The sequence below is a fragment of the Streptomyces sp. NPDC006283 genome, assembly GCF_040613325.1.
Lineage (GTDB): Bacteria > Actinomycetota > Actinomycetes > Streptomycetales > Streptomycetaceae > Streptomyces.
Genome location: NZ_JBEXRZ010000168.1, coordinates 1 through 15,601, shown reverse-complemented (window position 1 = coordinate 15,601; position 15,601 = coordinate 1). Strand labels below are relative to the sequence as shown.

Below are 15,601 nucleotides of genomic sequence, written 5' to 3'. Positions count from 1 at the left end.
CGCGCGGTTGTCAGGCCGGGAGCGGCTTCTTCCGGAGCGGGGTCTGGGGCTTCGTCGTGAGTGTGGCAACGGCCATCGGCAACCTCCTGGCGCGGATCCGGCGAGCAGGCCGGCGGCCAGCGCGGCGGCGACGGCGGCCGCGACGGCGGAAGTTCTCGGTACGACGGAGGAAGGCATCAAGGTTCTCCGGATGTGAGGGATGAGGGTCCACCGGCCGTCTCCTACGGGCCGGTAGGTTCTACGCGCGTCAATCTCTTGGCTGGACAGGCCACTTGTCAAGGGTCGGCGGATGTACGGCGACGGAAGGCCCGGTGAACCCGTTGCCCGTCCTGCCGTGCTGCGGCGAGCGCGGCGAAACGGCATGAAATACGTCTACGCTTGGGCCCGTCCAGTCGCCCACAAGGCCGCCCGTTTCCGGCACGCCGCGGAGGAGACCCACCAAGATGCCCGAAGACCGCCCCACCCTGCCGCCGGTACGGCTGCACTCGGACGCGGAGCTGGCGCGGGACGCGCTCGCCACCCCGCTGCTGTCCCGGGCCGTACGGCTCGCCCGCTGGGCGGGTCCGCAGACGCAGGTCGGCGTCGGCGGCGAACTCGTCGACGAGCAGCTTCCGGCCGCGGTGGAGGAACTGGGCCTGGGCGCGGCGGGCGAGGACGGCCCCGCGTACGCCGGCGAGGCGTGGCGCGTCGCCGTCGACACCGGACTCGTCGAGGTCGAGGAACCGGCCGACGACGCCGACTCCGGCAGCGTCGTCGCCGGGGACAACCTCGCGCTGGTCACCGGCGGTTCCCCGCAGGACGTACTCGGGCTGTGGCTGGACGCCCTCGACGTCGTCTTCGCCGACGCCACCGCGCCCGTACTCGACGACATCGCCGACGCCATCGGCGAAGACGGGGAGATCGACCTCGAGACGCTCGACTGGGATCCCGAGGCGGAGGCCGCGTTCCTGGAAGGCGTTCTCGGCAACCTCTACCTGCTGACCGTCACGGGGAACGGCGCCGGCGACGAGCCGGTGCCGCTGCCCGTGCTCGCCGCGTCGATGATCGTCCCCGACGACATGGGGGAACCGACCGACGACGTCCTGGAACAGGTCTCGGAGGCGATGATGCGCCTCGACGACCAGTTCCGGCTCCTCGAGCCGGTCGGGCTCGTCGAATACCGGCCCGTCGACGAGGAGTTGATGGCAGAAGAGGACGACGCGGGAGGCGGTGCGGGGCCTGCCGCTCTCGGGGACGACGAGGACGTCGCACGCTACGGCATGGTCCGGCTCACGCCGCTCGGCCTCTACGGCGTCAGGGCCCGACTGCTCGAAGCCGGAATCGACGCGCCCGCGGTCGGCGACCTCGCGGACAAGGGCGCCGACACCCTCCTCGGCGGACTCGCCCACTTCCCCGAGGTGTCCGCGCGCGCCGAGACCGAGCAGTGGCTCGCCCGGCGCGAACCCGCCGACGCCGCCCGCGAACTGCTCGCCGCCGCCCGCGGCGACGACGGCGGCGCGCCGCTGCGCCGGCTCCACTGCCAGCAGGCACTCACCCTCGTCGGCCCGGCCGCCGAGCCCTCCGTACGCGAGGTTCTCGACGACGCCCAACTGGGCGGCCTGGCCCGGGTCTGGCTCGCGGAGCGGGGCGTTGCGGACGTGCCGGCGCCGCCGGAGTCGATGATCTTCTGGCTGGCCGTCGACACGATTGCCGCGCAACTGGCGGCGGGGGGCGAGGCGGCCGAACTCCAGGACCTCGTGGAGGGCCTGGTCGCCGGGCACAGCGGCTTCTTCGACGCGGCATGGCGGGTGGACCACCCGGCGACGGCGGACGTGCTGGAGGCGATGGGGCGGCTGCACAGGGACAAGCAGACGGCGAAGGAGGCGCGGAAGGCGGCCTTCAAGTCCCGCTCTGCTCGCTGACGCTCGCGGTTTTCCGCCCGGGGGCCTGGGCCCCCGGGGCCCTTCTGGGCGTTGCCCTTCGTGGGTGCCGCCCACCGTGTATCCCTGGGGCCTGTCCGGGGGTGCGAAGTCCGGGTGCGCCCCGTGTCCCTGGGTCTTGTTTGGGGGTGCGGCGTCCGGGTGCGCCCCGTGTCCTTGGGTCTTGTCCGGGGGTGCGGCGTCCCGGTGTGCCCCTCTCTGGGGGGTGATGTTTGTGGGTGCGGCGTCTCCCGGGGGTGCCGTTGTCCGGGGGTGGTGCGGGGGCGGGTTCTCCGGAGGGGGATCGCGGAGTGCTTTCCCGGACTTGCGCCCCCAAGACTCACGACGCCTTACGTCCGCTCACCCCCTCCTGCGACCCCACCCCCTCCCGTCGGCCCCGGGACCGTAGGGCGAGTGGTCGCCCCCACGGCCGGCACCACTCCCGTTTCGAGGAGCCCAACGGTCGCTCGAGCCACGGGCGGTGCGGTTGCCCACCGGGGGCAGCGAAATGGCCGGCCCGGGGAGGGGGACACGCCCCCGGAGCGGCACCCGGACGCCAGGCCGCCGGGACCGGGCCACGCACCCGGACAAGACCGGCCCCGCCCGGTAACGCACCCGGACAAGACCGGCCCCGCCCGGTACGCACCCGGACCGGGCCGTGCCCGGCCGCGCCCCCGGGACAACCGGCCGTGCCCGGCAGACGCGTCATGTGCGGAGGTACGACGCTCCGTTCGCGTCCAGGACCGTGCCCGACGACCACTCCGCCCTCGGCGACGCCAGCCACAGCACCGCCGATGCGATCTCCTCCGCGGTGCCCACCCGGCCGAACGGGCTCTGGGCGCGGATGGATTCGGCCTCCGGGCCGGCCAGGCGGTCCGCGACCCGTTCCGTGTGGAAGAAGCCGGGAGCGACGGAGGCGACGGCGATGCCGTAGGGCGCGAGGGACACGGCCAGGGACTGGCCGAGCGCATGCACGGCCGCCTTCGTCGCGCCGTAGGCCGGGTGGTCCGGCTCGCCGCGGAAGGCCCCGCGGGAGCCGATGTTGACGATGCGTCCGCCGCGACCGTCGGAGATCATGCGCCGCGCGGCGCAATGGCTGAGATTCGCCGTGGCGAGGAGGTTCACGGAGACATGTCGTTGCCAGATCTCCACCCACTCCTCGTACGGCGTCTCCGCGAGCGGGTGCCGCACATTGACCGCCGCGTTGTTGACGAGCACGTCGATGCCGCCCAGGGCGTCCGTGGCGCGCTCCGCGACCGTGGCCGCGACGGACGGGTCGGAGAGGTCGCCGCCCACCAGGACGTGGCCTGTCCCCGTCATGGAGTCGAGGGTGTGCCGGGCCTCGTCCTCGCGGGTTCCGTAGTGGACGGCGACCCGGTCGCCGTTCGCGGCGAAGGCCCGGGCGACGGCACGGCCGAGGCCCCGGGACGCACCGCTGACGAGCACGCGGCGTCCGGTGGAGGGCATTGTCATGTCAGCGGAGGCCTCTCTCGATGTCGTGCGGCGTTCAAGTGCCGTTTATACGCGGGCGTGAGGGTGTGGCACACATCAGCCGGCCCTCAGGAGACATCGATGTCGCTCACCCGCAGGGAATTCACCAGGCAGTCCGCTCTGACCGGCGCGGGCGTGGCCCTCACCGGCGCCGTGGGTTCGCTCGCCTCCGCTCCCGGTGCCCTCGCGGCGGAGGAGGGACCCCGAGCGGAGGTCCACGGCGGCCGTGAGCCGGGCTACGGCCCGCTGGTGCCGGACCCGGACGGCCTGCTCGCGCTGCCCGCCGGGTTCCGGTACCGCGTCCTCACCCGTACCGGCGTCACCCAGCTGGAGTCCGGTGACTTCACTCCCGGTAAGCACGACGGCACCGCGACGTTCGAGGGGCCGCGCGGGGTGACCCTGCTCGTCGTCAACCATGAGCTCAAGGGCGACCGCTCCAGGATCGCCCACCCCGTGCCGCTCGCCGAGGGCCTCGTGTACGACCCCGCCGCGCCCGGTGGCTGCACCGTCGTCGAGAGCCGGCGCAGCGGCGAGGTCGCCCAGTGGGTCGGCGTCGCGGGCACCGCGCAGAACTGCGCCGGCGGCTCCACCCCCTGGGGCACCTGGCTCACCTGTGAGGAGACCGAGGACCGGGCCGGCCAGAACGGCATGACCAAGGACCACGGCTACGTCTTCGAGGTCGACCCCTGCGACCGCCGCGCCAACCGGGACCCGAAGCCGGTCAAGGCGCTCGGCCGGTTCGCCCACGAGGCCGTCGTCGTCGACCCGAAGCGCGGGCACCTGTACCTCACGGAGGACGCAGACACCCCCAACGGCCTGCTCTACCGCTGGGTGCCGCCGCACGGCTTCCGGCACGGCCGCGGCCGGCTGCGCACCCTCGCCGACGACGCCGGCGTGCTGCAGGCGGCCCGGTGCTACGACTCCGGCGGCCGGTTCGTCGACGACCTCGCCCGCGCCGTGAAGATCGGCACGGTGTACGGCGTGGACTGGGCCGAGGTGCCCGACCGTGACGCGCGGAACATCTCCGTGCGCAAGCAGTTCAAGGACAAGGAGGTCACCCGGGGCCGCAAGCTGGAGGGCATGTGGTGGGGTGACGGCGGCGCCTATGTCGTGTCCTCGTACGCCCGTGAGGAGAGCCCGGAGCAGCACGACGCCCAGGTCTGGTTCTACGACCCGCGCCGCCGGACGCTGACTCTGAAGGTGCGCTTCGGCATGAACCCCGATCCGTCGAAGGACGGCGCGTACGACGGCCCCGACAACATCACGGTGTCCCCGTACGGCGGCCTGATCCTCGCCGAGGACGGCGAGGGCGTGCAGCACCTGATCGGCGCCACGGACAGCGGCCGTACGTACCCCATCGCCCGCAACGAGCTGAACCTCGGCACCGAGGAGGACCCGGACTTCAGCGAATTCGCCGGTGTCGTCTTCTCACCGGACGGGCGGACGCTGTACGCCAGCATCCAGTCGCCGGGCATCCTGTTCGCGATCACCGGCCCGTGGAAGCGGCAGCCGAACCCGCGCTGAGCGGGCGGGACACGGCCTGTCCGGCACACGTTCGGGGGGCCGGCGATGCCGCATTCGCCATGGTGGCGCTGCTCGGGCGGGGCCCCGCGGCCGACCGGCCCTGGAAGTGGGAACGTCCGGGCGTGGCGTGGCGGGGGGCCGGGGGCGCATACTTCAGGCAATGACAAAGTCAGCCGGTTCCCGGCGCCACCTGCCGTCCAGCCCCTTCAACCGTCCGTCCCTGGAAGAGCCGCCGATCGAGTGTTTCGAAGCGGGCGACAGGGTGTCCCACGATCAGTTCGGCCTCGGAAGAGTCCTTGCCGTGGAGGGAGACAACGCCGCTGTGCTCGTCGACTTCTCCGGCAGGCAGGGCCGCATCCTCAGCCCGTTCTCCAAACTGGCCAAACTCTGAGCACCGTTTTTTGAGCATCCCCTCCGCCGGGGGCGTCCGTCGCTGTGACGGGTGCCCCCGGCGGACTGTTTCAGAGCGCCTGTGCGGCCGGCTTGACCATCCCGCGGACGGTGCGCGACTTCACGAAGTCGCCCATGGCGGTCATCTCCCACTCACCGGAGAACTGCTTGATCAGCTTGGCCATCATCACGCCGGTCTGCGGCTCCGCGCCGGTCAGGTCGAAGCGGACCAGCTCCTCACCCGTCGAGGCGTCCAGCAGCCGGCAGTAGGCCTTGGCGACCTCGGTGAACTTCTGCCCGGAGAAGGAATTGACCGTGAAGACGAGGCCCGTCGCATCCGTGGGCAGCCTGCCAAGGTCCACGACGATGACCTCGTCGTCGCCCGCGCCCTCGCCGGTCAGATTGTCGCCGGAGTGCTTGATGGAGCCGTTCAGGATGGACAGCTTGCCGAAGTAGCAGCTGTCCAGGTGGTTGCGGTTGGGGCCGTAGGCGATGACGGAGGCGTCGAGGTCGATGTCCTTGCCGCGGAAGGCGGGCTCCCAGCCGAGGCCCATCTTGACCTGGGAGAGCAGCGGACGGCCGCCCTTGACCAGGGACACTGTCTGGTTCTTCTGCAGACTGACCCGGCCCTTGTCCAGGTTGATCTTGCCGGTGCCCGGCGCGGGCGCCGCGGGCGGAGCGGCGGGCGACGGCGGGGTGGCAGCGACCCTGGGATCGGCGGGCGGGGCGGCCGCGACGGGCGGGGCCGCGGGGGTGGCGGCCGGGGCGGCCGCGGGCTCGTCGTCGACCGAGACGCCGAAGTCCGTGGCGATGCCCGCCAGGCCGTTCGCATAGCCCTGGCCCACCGCGCGGGCCTTCCAGGCTCCGTTGCGCAGGTAGATCTCGACGACGACCAGTGCGGTCTCCGAGCCGAGCTGCGGCGGGGTGAAGGTGGCGATGGGGCTGCCGTCGTCGCCGTTGCGGATGGTGGCGGTCGGCTCGATGCCCTGGAAGGTCTGGCCGGCCGCGTCCGGGCTCGCCGTGACGACGATCTTCTCGATGCCGGGCGGTACGGCCGCCGTGTCCACCACGATCGCGTCCGGCGCCGTACCGCCGCCGGAGCGGTAGGTGACTCCCGGGCCCTGGGGCTGGTTGTAGAAGATGAAGTCGTCGTCGGAGCGCACCTTGCCGTCGGCGGTGAGCAGCAGGCCCGATACGTCGAGCCGCACCGGGGCGGCGACGTCCACCGCCACGCGCGTGGCGGTCAGGGGGATGTTCGAGCCGGGGGTCATAGCTGTCATGCCTGGGTAACGAGTGAGTCCGCTTTGCCGTTCCCTTACCTTGGTCACCTGTTGCGAGGGTGATTTCGGGCCATGCGCTCATTTCCGAACTTGTATGCACCCGTCCACCGCGCCATCACCAGTTGCGCGTCCCCCGACTCGACCTCCGTGAGGAACTTGCTCGCGCGTGGGCCGCGCAGGGTGCCTGCCGAGCGGCCGCGGTGGGTGATGACGACCGTGCCGTCGCCCTGCTGTGCGTAACTGAATCCGAAAGGTCTCGCCATGGCCGTCATCCTGGCGGGTTCCGGTCAGGGGGGCACACGGTTTTCCGGTCAGTGCGGCCATCGGGGCGGGTCGGTGGTGAAGGGGCCTCCCAGGCGGGCGTGGGCCGGGTTCTCCGGGTCGAGCTCGCCCTGCTCGGCGATGAGCTTCTCCGCGTACTGCTCGGAGTCGTCCTGCGGGTCGTAGCCGAGTTCACGGGCCGAGGTCAGGTCCCACCACAGGCGGGTGTTGGCCGACGAGCCGTGCACGACCGCATGCCCGACGTTCTCGGCGGTGAGCGCGGCGTGGAACAGCCGTGCGCCGTCGCCGGGGCTCATCCAGACCGAGAGCATCCGTACCGAGGTGGGTTCCATGAAGCAGGAGCCGATGCGCACGGAGACGGTCTCCAGGCCGTGCAGGTCCCAGTACAGCTGGGCCAGGTCCTCGCCGAAGCACTTGGACAGGCCGTAGAAGGTGTCGGGGCGGTGGCGGGTCTCGACGGGGATCAGCGCCTCGGGGGCGATCGGTGCCTCGCCGGCGGGGCGCGGCACGAACCCGACCGCGTGATTGCTGGATGCGAAGACGACGCGCCTCACCCCTTCTTCCCGTGCGGCCTCGTAGAGGTTGTAGGTCCCCTCGATGTTGGCGCGGAGGATCTTGTCGAACGAGGCCTCCAGGGAGATGCCCGCGAGGTGGATGATCCCGTCGACGCCGCGCACGGCTTCGCGCAGGGCGTCCCTGTCGGCGAGGTCGGCGGTGATCGCGTCCGGCTCGCCCTCGATGGGGGTGACGTCGAAGAGGCGGAGGTCGTAGCCGTACGCGGGGAGCAGGCCGCGCATCAGGGTGCCGAGCCCGCCGGCTGCGCCGGTGAGCAGGACGGTGCGGGCGTCGGGCATGGGCGGATCTCCTTGGTCGGACAAGTCCATGGATGGAATTCACATGCGTGGAGACGCTAGGGAGCTGCCGGGGTGGCGTCAAGTGTCCCGCGAGGAGGGTGATTCCGTGCCTGGAATGCGGGTTTCCGCCTTGACCGGCGCGCGACGGCTGCCCTAGCGTGGCGTCGTTCAGAAATATGGACGTCGATCAGAATTGTGCACGGGCTTGAGCCCGGAGCACCGCCCAGGGAGCGCCCGTGACCTCAGATCCGCTCGCCGCCCGGCTCACCCGGGTCCAGGGACCGCTGTTCTTTCCCGTCACCGCGTACGGACCGGACGGCGACCTCGACCTCGAAGCATTCCGTGCGCATGTGACACGGGGTGTCGACGCGGGCGCCGCCGCGGTCTTCGCCTGCTGCGGGACGGGGGAGTTCCACGCCCTGACCCCCGAGGAGTTCCGCGACTGTGTCGCCGCGGCCGTCGAGGTGACGTCCGGCCGGGTGCCCGTCCTCGCGGGCACCGGCTATGGCACCGCGCTCGCCGCGCAGTACGCCAGGATCGCCGAGGAGGCCGGCGCGGACGGTCTGCTCGCCCTGCCGCCCTACCTGGTCGTCGCCGACCAGACCGGGCTCGTCCGCCACTACACCCACCTGGCCGCGGCCACGTCCCTCGACGTCATCGTCTACCAGCGGGACAACGCGGTCTTCACGCCGGAGACGGTTGTCGAACTCGCCCGCGTCGAGAAGATCATCGGGTTGAAGGACGGCCTCGGAGACCTCGACCTCATGCAGCGGATCGTCAGCGCGGTGCGCCGGGAGGTGCCGGAGCGCGACTTCCTCTACTTCAACGGGCTGCCCACCGCCGAGCTCACCGCTCTCGCCTACCGCGGCATCGGGATCATCCTCTACTCCTCCGCCGTCTTCGCGTTCGCCCCGGACATCGCCCTCGCGTTCCACCGGGCGCTCACCACCGGCGACGACAAGACGGTGGGCCGCCTCCTCGACGGCTTCTTCGTACCGCTGGTCGAACTGCGCAACGAAGGCCGCGGCTACGCCGTGTCGCTCGTCAAGGCCGGCGTACGGCTCGAGGGGCTGGACGTCGGCGAGGTGCGGCCGCCGCTGACGGAGCCTGCGGACCGGCACACCGAGGAGCTCGCGGCGCTGATCGAGCAGGGCAGGGCGCTGCTGGAGGGCGGCGCGTGAAGGCCTCCGCTTTCCTGTATCCGTGGGACGTCGTCGGCGACCCGGAAGCCCCCGCCCGCGTCGCAGACCTCGGGGTCCGGCAGGTCACGCTCGCCGCGGCCTACCACTCCACCCGCGCACTGACACCGCGTCACCAGGCACACCGGATCGTCACGGCCGACCACGCCGCCGTGCTCTACCCGCCGGACGCCGGACGCTGGGCCGGGCGCGAGCTGCGGCCGTACCTGGCGGGACCGTGGGCGAGCGGGGACGCGTACGGCGAGGCGGCGGGCGCTCTCGGCGACGCGGGGCTCGAGGTCCACACCTGGGTGGTCCTCGCGCACAACTCCCGTATGGGGAGCGAGCATCCCGGCACCTCGGTCGTCAACGCCTACGGCGACCGGTACCCCTGGGCGCCCTGCATCGCGCAGCCCGATGTCTGCGAGTACCTGGTGTCGCTCGCGGCCGAGGCGGCCGTACGGCCCGGCGCGCGCGGCACCGAGCTCGAGTCCTGCGGCTGGTACGGCCTGGCCCATCTGCACGCCCACGACAAGACCGCCGGGGTGGGACTCGGCGACGCGGCGCAGTACCTGATGTCGCTCTGCTTCTGTCCGTCCTGTCGTGACGGTTACGGGCGCCGGGGCCTCGATCCGGACCGGCTCGTGGTGGCGGTGCGCGACGCCCTCGAACCGGTGTGGCGCGGCGCATCGGCGGAGCCGCAGCCGCTCGACCCGGCATGGGCGCGGGAGGTACTGGACTTCCGTACGCGCACGGCCCGTACGCTTCAGGAAGCGGCCGTCGGAGCTGTACGGGCCGCGGCGCCGGCGGACTTCCAGGTGCTGCTGCACGCCGACCCCGCCGCACACCACTGTGGCGCCAACGCCGGCGTGGACCCGGCACACATCCTGTCGGTCGCCGATGGCGTGGTCGTACCGTGCACGGGCGACCCCCGTCTCCTCGCGCCGTTCGCGGAGCACGCGACGGCGGACACGGTGCTCGCGGCGAACCTGACGGTGGTGAGCGGTATGGGCGGCACCCCGAAGACCCTGGCCTCCGACCTGCAACGAGCGGCTTCCCTGGGCGCGACGGAACTGCGTCTGTACCATGCGGGCCTGGCCTCCGCGGCGGACCTGACGGCCGTCCGCTCGGCCCTGACGTAGTTTCCGGGCGCGGCCCGGGACGCAGAGCCGAGAACTGCCCGGCGGGGCTGCGCCGATCCGCTCGGCTCAGCAGGGCGTCAGCTCTTGCGCGGCTTGTCGTGCCGGGCGGTCCCGGGCCGGCCCTCGGGGAGGGGCGGTTCGCCGGAGAGGGGCCGCCATGCCAGGAACGCCCCCACGATCACACCCGCTCCGCCGGCCACGGCCAGCAGCACCCGGACGTCGACCACCGCCACCAGGCCCGCCCCCAGTGCCAGTGCCACCGCGTTCGGCGCGAACAGCAGGGTGTTCGCGGTGGCGGCGGTGCGGCCCACGAGCGTGTCCGGTGTGTCCCGTTGCACCGCCGTCATCGCCGCGATCAGCACGCACGGCAGGCCCAGCCCGATCGCCGCGCTGCACACCAGTGCCACCGCGTCGTACGGCAGCCCCCGCAGCCCCACCCCCGCCGCGAACACCGCGACGCCGGACGCCGCGAACGGCCGCTCCGGCATCCGGCGCAGCAGGGGTCCCGCCAGTAGCCCGACGAGTACCGAGCCGAGGCCCTGCACCGCGTACAGCAGACCGACGAACGCGGGCGAGTGTCCCAGCACCTTGTCCGTGACGGCGTAGATCAGCGCGCCGTTCAGGCCGGCCAGCCCCATCGCCGCCGCCCCGCCGAGCACGAGCGGCCGCAGAGACGCCGAACGCCACAGGAAGTGCGCCCCCTCCAGGGTGTCGGTGCGCCAAGTGCCCTGCCGGGGCGTCGGCTTCGTCTCGCGGACCCGCAACAGTGCGAAGATCCCCGCGGCGAGCGCGAAGGACACAGCGTCCAGCAATGCCACGGACGCCCCGCCGAACCGGGTGAACAGCGCGGCGCCGGCAAGCGGGGCGAGCAGCTTCATGCCCTCGTTCGCCGTCATGCGCAGTCCGTTGAAGTCGCCGAGGAGGCGTGGGTCGACGGCCGCCGCCACGAGCCCGGCCTCCGCGGCGTCGTGGACGACCGAGCTCACCCCGTACAGGGTCAGCACCGCGAACAGGATCCACACCCGGGCCGCGGAGTCCACCGCGAGCAGTGGCAGCAGCAGGAGGGACATGGCGAGATTCGTCCGGATCAGCAGCGGCCTGCGGCGGACCCGGTCGGCGACCGTGCCGAGCAACGGTCCGGCCAGTACAGGCGCCCACATCACGAAAGTCGTCAGCGCCGCCAGACTGTCCGAGCCGGTCAGGGACTTGACCCAGACTCCGGCCACCAGCCACATCGCGGAGCTCCCGAAGCCGGAGACGACGACTCCGGACAGATACAGCCCCGCGTTCCGGTCCTTCAGTACTGCACCCGCCGCCCCACGCATCCCTCGCGCCCGCCTTTCCGCACTGCCGCTCCGGTCCTCGTGAGCAACCTGGCATCTAAGGCCCCTTGGAGAGATCGGGCAGGTGACCTATCCCGACGGCAGTGCGGGCCGTTCGGAAGCGAGGGCGAGCCCGACGCCCGTCAGCCCACTTCCGGTGCGGGTGGGCGCGGCTCCTCCGCCGCTTGCCCGCGTCGCTCGTGGCGCAGGGCCGCACCCGTGACCAGGGCGCCCAGGCCCTCCCACAGGCCCACGCCGAGGAAGCCGGACGGGGCACGGCCGGTGACCACCGCCAGGGTGAACACGGCACAGGTCAGCAGGCGGAACGGGACGGTCCAGCGGAAGAAGGGCCTCCAGTCCGCCAATGCGGCCAGCACGTAGTAGACGCCCATATTGACCGCTGCCATCGAGGAAGCGGTCAGGAAAACCAGGGTGTGGTCTCCGTCCGCGCGGCGCGCGTCGGCCATGGGCTCGAAGCCCATCGCCGTCAGAAGGGCGTCCGGGGCCATCAGCCCCAGGGCGCCCAGCACGGCGGCCAGGACGCCGAAGACCGCCATGGTCCAGCCGGACAGGGAACGGGGCAGGGCACGCACAGAAGTCCTCCGTGGGACAGGGCCGTTGAGGGCTCCTGCATACAGTGCGCAGTGGCCCGCCGCCCAGGGGCCGTCCCTCAGGGGACGCGCGACACGCTCCCACCGGACCCGCAGCCGGCCCTCTGCGGCCACATCCGCATGGAACAGTGCAGGAAAGCATTGGAGGTTCGGACCATGCCCTTCACCCGCGCCCGGCACGCCCTTCTTGGTGCGCTCGCCTCGCTCGCCCTTGTCCCGCTCGCGGCCTGCGGCCAGGGCGATTCCGCGGCCTCGTCACCCGCGCCGTCCGCGGCCTCGTCGTCCCCGTCGGCGTCCTCCGGGACGACGGTGCCAGGAACGGATGCGAAGCCCGTCGCGCGCGAGTTCAAGGAACTGGAGCGCACGTTCGACGCGCGCCTTGGTGTCTACGCCGTCGACACCGGCACCGGCCGCGAGGTCGCCTACAACGACGGCGAGCGGTTCGCCTACGCCTCCACGTTCAAGGCGCTGGCCGCCGGCGCCGTGCTCCGGAAGTACTCCCTGAGCGGCATGGACCGGGTCATCACGTACTCCAGGGAAGATCTGATCCACCACTCCCCGGTGACCGAGAAGCACGTCGACACCGGCATGAGCCTGGGTGCGCTGTGCGAGGCCGCCGTCCGCCACAGCGACAACGCCGCAGCCAACCTCCTCTTCGACCAGCTCGGCGGCCCCAGGGGACTGGACGCCGTGCTCGAAGAGCTCGGCGACGACGTCACCCGGATGGAGCGCCGCGAGCCGGAGCTCAGCCGATGGGCCCCGGGCGAGACGCGGGACACGACCACACCGCGGGCGCTGGCCGGGGACCTGCGGGCGTTCGTCCTCGGAGACGTCCTCGGCAAGGGCGAACGCGCACAGCTCACGAAGTGGCTGCGGACCAACCTCACCGGGGACGACCTCATCAGGGCCGGGGTGCCCAAGGGCTGGGTGGTCGGCGACAAGACCGGAACCGGCAGCGGCTACGGCGCCCGCAACGACATCGCCGTGGTGTGGCCGCCCGGCTCCGCCCCCATCGTCATGGCGATCATGTCGAACCGCGCCACCGAGGACGCCGGCCATGACGACAAACTGATCGCGGAAGCGGCGTCCGTCGTCGCGGCCACCCTGTCGTAGCGGGCGTCTCGGGCCGAGGCGGCCGGCCGCCTCAGCCCAGCGCCGCCTCCATCATCTTCTGCGCCACCGGAGCCGCCAGCCCGTTGCCGCTGACCTCGGAACGCTCCGCCCCCGAGTCCTCGATGAGGACGGCAACGGCGACCTCCTTGCCGCTGCCGGGGTCCTTGGCGTACGAGGTGAACCAGGCGTACGGCGTCTTGCTGTTGTTCTCGCCGTGCTGCGCCGTGCCCGTCTTGCCGCCCACCTCGGCCCCGGGGATCCGAGCGTTCGACCCGGTGCCCTCCTCGACGACGGTCACCATCGCGCTGCGAAGCTCCTCCGCGGTCTCGGACGACACGATCCGCCGCGAGTCGCCGTCCTCGTAGGACTGCAGCGTGTCGCCGTCCGCGGAGACCACCTTGGAGACCATGTGCGGCGACTCCATGACCCCATCGTTCGCAATGGCGGCCGACACCAGCGACATCTGGAGCGGGGTGGCGGTCACATCGAACTGGCCGATGCCGGTCAACGCGGTGGACGACGCGTTCATCCCGGACGGGTACACACTCGCCGACGCCCGCACCGGCACGTCCTGCTTCTCGTCGTTGAAGCCGAACTTCTCCGCCATCGCCCGCACCTTGTCCTGCCCCAGGTCCACGGCCATCTTGCCGAAGACGTTGTTGCACGAGTACTGCAGCGCCGTGCGGATCGTGGCGTCCTCGCAGGGCGCGGACGGATTCTCGTTCTTGAGGTCGGTGCGGGTGCCGGGCAGCCGGTACGGATCCGGGCTGTCGGTCTTCTCGTCGGCGGACCCGTACAGGCCGTCCTCCAGCGCGGCCGCGGCGACGACGAGCTTGAACGTCGAGCCGGGCGGCAGGGGCTGCCTCAGTGCCCGGTTGAGCAGCGGCTTGTCCTCCCGGTCGAGCAGCTCCTGCCAGGCGTCGCCGTCCGAGGTGCCGCTGATCGTCGACGGGTCGTACGAGGGGGTGCTGACCATGCCGAGGATCTTCCCGGTCGTCGGGTCGATCGCGACGGCAGCGCCCTTCGCGTCCCCGAGCGCCTCGAAGCCGGCTTTCTGGACGGCCGGGTCGATCGTGGTCACCACGTCACCGGGGTCCTGCTGCTTGTTGGTGAGCGTGTCCACCGGGCTCTTCAGCCGGAGGTCGGTGCCGTCCAGGACACCCGAGTAGATGCCCTCGAGCTGGGTCGAGCCGTACGCCTGTGAGCTGTAGCCGGTGACCGCCGAGTACAGCGCGCCGTCTGTGTAGCTGCGCTTGTACGCAAGGTCACCGCCCTCCGTCCTCTTCGAGCCCGTGACCGCGGAACCGGCCACGACGATGTCGCCCAGCGGCTGCGCGTACTGCGCGATGACCTTCCGCCGGTTGTTTTCCCTGTCCGTGAGCGCCTGCGCCTCGTAGCCCTGCACCCAGGTCGCCCGCACCAGCAGGGCGAGCACCAGGAGCAGACTGAAGACGGCGGCGCGCCTGATCGTCTTGTTCATCCCGTACGAGGGACGAGCGGCAAGGGGCGTTCCGTTCCGGTCCGCCCGTTTTCTCATGGTCTCTTCATCTGTGGCGGATCATCTGTGGCGGACGGCTGCCGTGGACCGGTGCGCGAAGGCGGACGGGGGGTGCCGCGGACCGGTGCGCGAAGGCGGACGGGCGCCGCGGGCCGGTGCGCGGGCGGCAGGGGGAGGGGCAGGGCTCAGCGGGGCGAGATGAAGCCCGACTCGTAAGCCGCGATCACCGCCTGGGTGCGGTCCCGTGCGCCGGTCTTGGCGAGGACCGAGGCGACGTGGGTTTTTGTGGTCGCCGGGCCGACGCCCATCCGCCCGGCGATCTCCGCGTTCGTCAGTCCGGTGGCCATCAGCCGCAGGACCTCCGCCTCGCGCTCGGTCAGGCGTGCCGCCCATGGCGGCGCAGCCGCCCGCTGCCGTCGGCCGTACTCGGCCGCGAGCGTCCGTACGGCGGACGGGAACAGCAGCGAGTCGCTGCGCGCGACCAGCCGCACCGCCTGCACCAGTTCCTCCGCCGCGGCCCGTTTCAGCAGGAAGCCGGCCGCTCCGGCGCGCAGCGCGTCGTACACGTAGGAATCGTTCTCGAACGTGGTCACCACGACGATGCGAGGCGGCTCCTCGGAGCCGGAGAGGATCTGCTCGGTGGCCCGGATGCCGTCGATCTCCGGCATCCGCACATCCATCAGCACCACATCGGGCCGCAGTTCCCGCACCACGGAAACCGCCTCGGCGCCCGACGCCGCCTCGCCGACGACCGCCAGGTCGGGCTCGGCGTCGAGGATCACCCGCAGCGCGGTGCGGACCATCCGCTCGTCGTCGGCGAGCACGACCCGGGTCGTGCTCATCGGTCCCCCTCAGCGGAAGCCGGGCGGTCAGCCGCCACACCGCGCCGCAGGGGCCGGCCTCGGCGCGGCCGCCGAGCAGCGCGGCCCGCCGCGACTCCACCGGACGCCCCGTCGTCGACGGCGACTTCCGCCTGAAGCTCGACCCGGCTGTGACCGGATCCCTCTACGTGCAGAAC

The 15,601-nt window shown here is 72.0% G+C and carries 14 protein-coding genes; 6 read left to right on the top strand and 8 right to left on the bottom strand.

Going from position 1 to position 15,601, the window contains the following annotated elements:
- Nucleotides 1-443: 443 nt before the first annotated feature.
- Nucleotides 444-1,901: a hypothetical protein gene (locus ABZ070_RS27240; protein ID WP_356637976.1), complete on the top strand. Its 1,458-nt coding sequence runs from the start codon at nt 444-446 to the stop codon at nt 1,899-1,901.
- Between the two features lie 702 nt (nt 1,902-2,603).
- On the opposite strand, the gene ABZ070_RS27235 is transcribed toward ABZ070_RS27240, so the two are convergent.
- The gene (locus ABZ070_RS27235; protein WP_356637975.1) at nt 2,604-3,371 is read right to left on the bottom strand and encodes an SDR family oxidoreductase; all 768 of its coding nucleotides are present in this window, start codon (nt 3,369-3,371) and stop codon (nt 2,604-2,606) included.
- 99 nt (nt 3,372-3,470) lie between these two features.
- Here ABZ070_RS27235 and ABZ070_RS27230 point away from each other — a divergent pair, with 99 nt between their 5' ends.
- Entirely contained in the window at nt 3,471-4,913 is a 1,443-nt protein-coding gene (locus tag ABZ070_RS27230) for an alkaline phosphatase PhoX (protein WP_356637974.1), read from the top strand.
- Nucleotides 4,914-5,073: 160 nt separating this feature from the next.
- The gene (locus tag ABZ070_RS27225) at nt 5,074-5,304 is read left to right on the top strand and encodes a hypothetical protein (protein ID WP_037775011.1); all 231 of its coding nucleotides are present in this window, start codon (nt 5,074-5,076) and stop codon (nt 5,302-5,304) included.
- A gap of 70 nt (nt 5,305-5,374) precedes the next feature.
- Here the strand turns inward: ABZ070_RS27225 and ABZ070_RS27220 are convergent, their stop codons facing one another.
- Genes ABZ070_RS27220 through ABZ070_RS27210 form a run of 3 tightly spaced genes read right to left on the bottom strand, consistent with a single transcriptional unit; the run spans nt 5,375 to nt 7,719 of the window.
- On the bottom strand, nt 5,375-6,583 hold the full coding sequence (locus ABZ070_RS27220; protein ID WP_356637973.1) for a TerD family protein: 1,209 nt from the start codon (nt 6,581-6,583) through the stop codon (nt 5,375-5,377).
- 44 nt (nt 6,584-6,627) lie between these two features.
- Complete coding sequence (locus ABZ070_RS27215) at nt 6,628-6,846, bottom strand: hypothetical protein (RefSeq protein WP_356637972.1); 219 nt, start codon at nt 6,844-6,846, stop codon at nt 6,628-6,630.
- A gap of 48 nt (nt 6,847-6,894) precedes the next feature.
- Nucleotides 6,895-7,719: an NAD(P)-dependent oxidoreductase gene (locus ABZ070_RS27210; protein WP_356637971.1), complete on the bottom strand. Its 825-nt coding sequence runs from the start codon at nt 7,717-7,719 to the stop codon at nt 6,895-6,897.
- 236 nt (nt 7,720-7,955) lie between these two features.
- On the opposite strand from ABZ070_RS27210, the gene ABZ070_RS27205 reads away from it, so the two are divergent.
- Nucleotides 7,956-8,900, top strand: a complete 945-nt coding sequence (locus ABZ070_RS27205) for a 5-dehydro-4-deoxyglucarate dehydratase (protein ID WP_356637970.1) — start codon at nt 7,956-7,958, stop codon at nt 8,898-8,900.
- Complete coding sequence (locus tag ABZ070_RS27200) at nt 8,897-10,039, top strand: hypothetical protein (RefSeq protein ID WP_356637969.1); 1,143 nt, start codon at nt 8,897-8,899, stop codon at nt 10,037-10,039. Before ABZ070_RS27205 ends, ABZ070_RS27200 begins: the two co-directional genes overlap by 4 nt.
- A 77-nt stretch (nt 10,040-10,116) precedes the next feature.
- Here the strand turns inward: ABZ070_RS27200 and ABZ070_RS27195 are convergent, their stop codons facing one another.
- Both ABZ070_RS27195 and ABZ070_RS27190 read right to left on the bottom strand, forming a co-directional pair.
- The gene (locus tag ABZ070_RS27195) at nt 10,117-11,364 is read right to left on the bottom strand and encodes an MFS transporter (RefSeq protein WP_356637968.1); all 1,248 of its coding nucleotides are present in this window, start codon (nt 11,362-11,364) and stop codon (nt 10,117-10,119) included.
- Between the two features lie 140 nt (nt 11,365-11,504).
- Nucleotides 11,505-11,918, bottom strand: a complete 414-nt coding sequence (locus ABZ070_RS27190; protein ID WP_356637978.1) for a hypothetical protein — start codon at nt 11,916-11,918, stop codon at nt 11,505-11,507.
- A 210-nt stretch (nt 11,919-12,128) separates the two neighbouring features.
- On the opposite strand from ABZ070_RS27190, the gene bla reads away from it, so the two are divergent.
- Entirely contained in the window at nt 12,129-13,085 is a 957-nt protein-coding gene (gene bla / locus ABZ070_RS27185; protein WP_356637967.1) for a class A beta-lactamase, read from the top strand.
- Nucleotides 13,086-13,116: 31 nt separating this feature from the next.
- On the opposite strand, the gene ABZ070_RS27180 is transcribed toward bla, so the two are convergent.
- Together ABZ070_RS27180 and ABZ070_RS27175 are read right to left on the bottom strand one after the other, a co-directional pair.
- Nucleotides 13,117-14,565 carry a penicillin-binding transpeptidase domain-containing protein gene (locus tag ABZ070_RS27180; protein WP_356637977.1) on the bottom strand — a complete coding sequence of 483 codons (1,449 nt, stop codon included), beginning with the start codon at nt 14,563-14,565 and terminating at the stop codon, nt 13,117-13,119.
- A gap of 203 nt (nt 14,566-14,768) precedes the next feature.
- Complete coding sequence (locus ABZ070_RS27175; protein ID WP_356637966.1) at nt 14,769-15,425, bottom strand: response regulator transcription factor; 657 nt, start codon at nt 15,423-15,425, stop codon at nt 14,769-14,771.
- Between the last annotated feature and the right edge of the window lie 176 nt (nt 15,426-15,601).

Bases quoted from the DNA above. Each gene is read 5' to 3' on its own strand.
- ABZ070_RS27215 (WP_356637972.1), bottom strand. From the start codon at position 6,846: ATGGCGAGACCTTTCGGATTCAGTTACGCACAGCAGGGCGACGGCACG.
- ABZ070_RS27220 (WP_356637973.1), bottom strand. From the start codon at position 6,583: ATGACAGCTATGACCCCCGGCTCGAACATCCCCCTGACCGCCACGCGC.
- ABZ070_RS27190 (WP_356637978.1), bottom strand. From the start codon at position 11,918: ATGGCGGTCTTCGGCGTCCTGGCCGCCGTGCTGGGCGCCCTGGGGCTG.
- ABZ070_RS27180 (WP_356637977.1), bottom strand. From the start codon at position 14,565: ATGAACAAGACGATCAGGCGCGCCGCCGTCTTCAGTCTGCTCCTGGTG.
- ABZ070_RS27225 (WP_037775011.1), top strand. From the start codon at position 5,074: ATGACAAAGTCAGCCGGTTCCCGGCGCCACCTGCCGTCCAGCCCCTTC.
- bla (WP_356637967.1), top strand. From the start codon at position 12,129: ATGCCCTTCACCCGCGCCCGGCACGCCCTTCTTGGTGCGCTCGCCTCG.
- ABZ070_RS27240 (WP_356637976.1), top strand. From the start codon at position 444: ATGCCCGAAGACCGCCCCACCCTGCCGCCGGTACGGCTGCACTCGGAC.
- ABZ070_RS27175 (WP_356637966.1), bottom strand. From the start codon at position 15,425: ATGAGCACGACCCGGGTCGTGCTCGCCGACGACGAGCGGATGGTCCGC.
- ABZ070_RS27235 (WP_356637975.1), bottom strand. From the start codon at position 3,371: ATGACAATGCCCTCCACCGGACGCCGCGTGCTCGTCAGCGGTGCGTCC.
- ABZ070_RS27230 (WP_356637974.1), top strand. From the start codon at position 3,471: ATGTCGCTCACCCGCAGGGAATTCACCAGGCAGTCCGCTCTGACCGGC.
- ABZ070_RS27210 (WP_356637971.1), bottom strand. From the start codon at position 7,719: ATGCCCGACGCCCGCACCGTCCTGCTCACCGGCGCAGCCGGCGGGCTC.
- ABZ070_RS27195 (WP_356637968.1), bottom strand. From the start codon at position 11,364: ATGCGTGGGGCGGCGGGTGCAGTACTGAAGGACCGGAACGCGGGGCTG.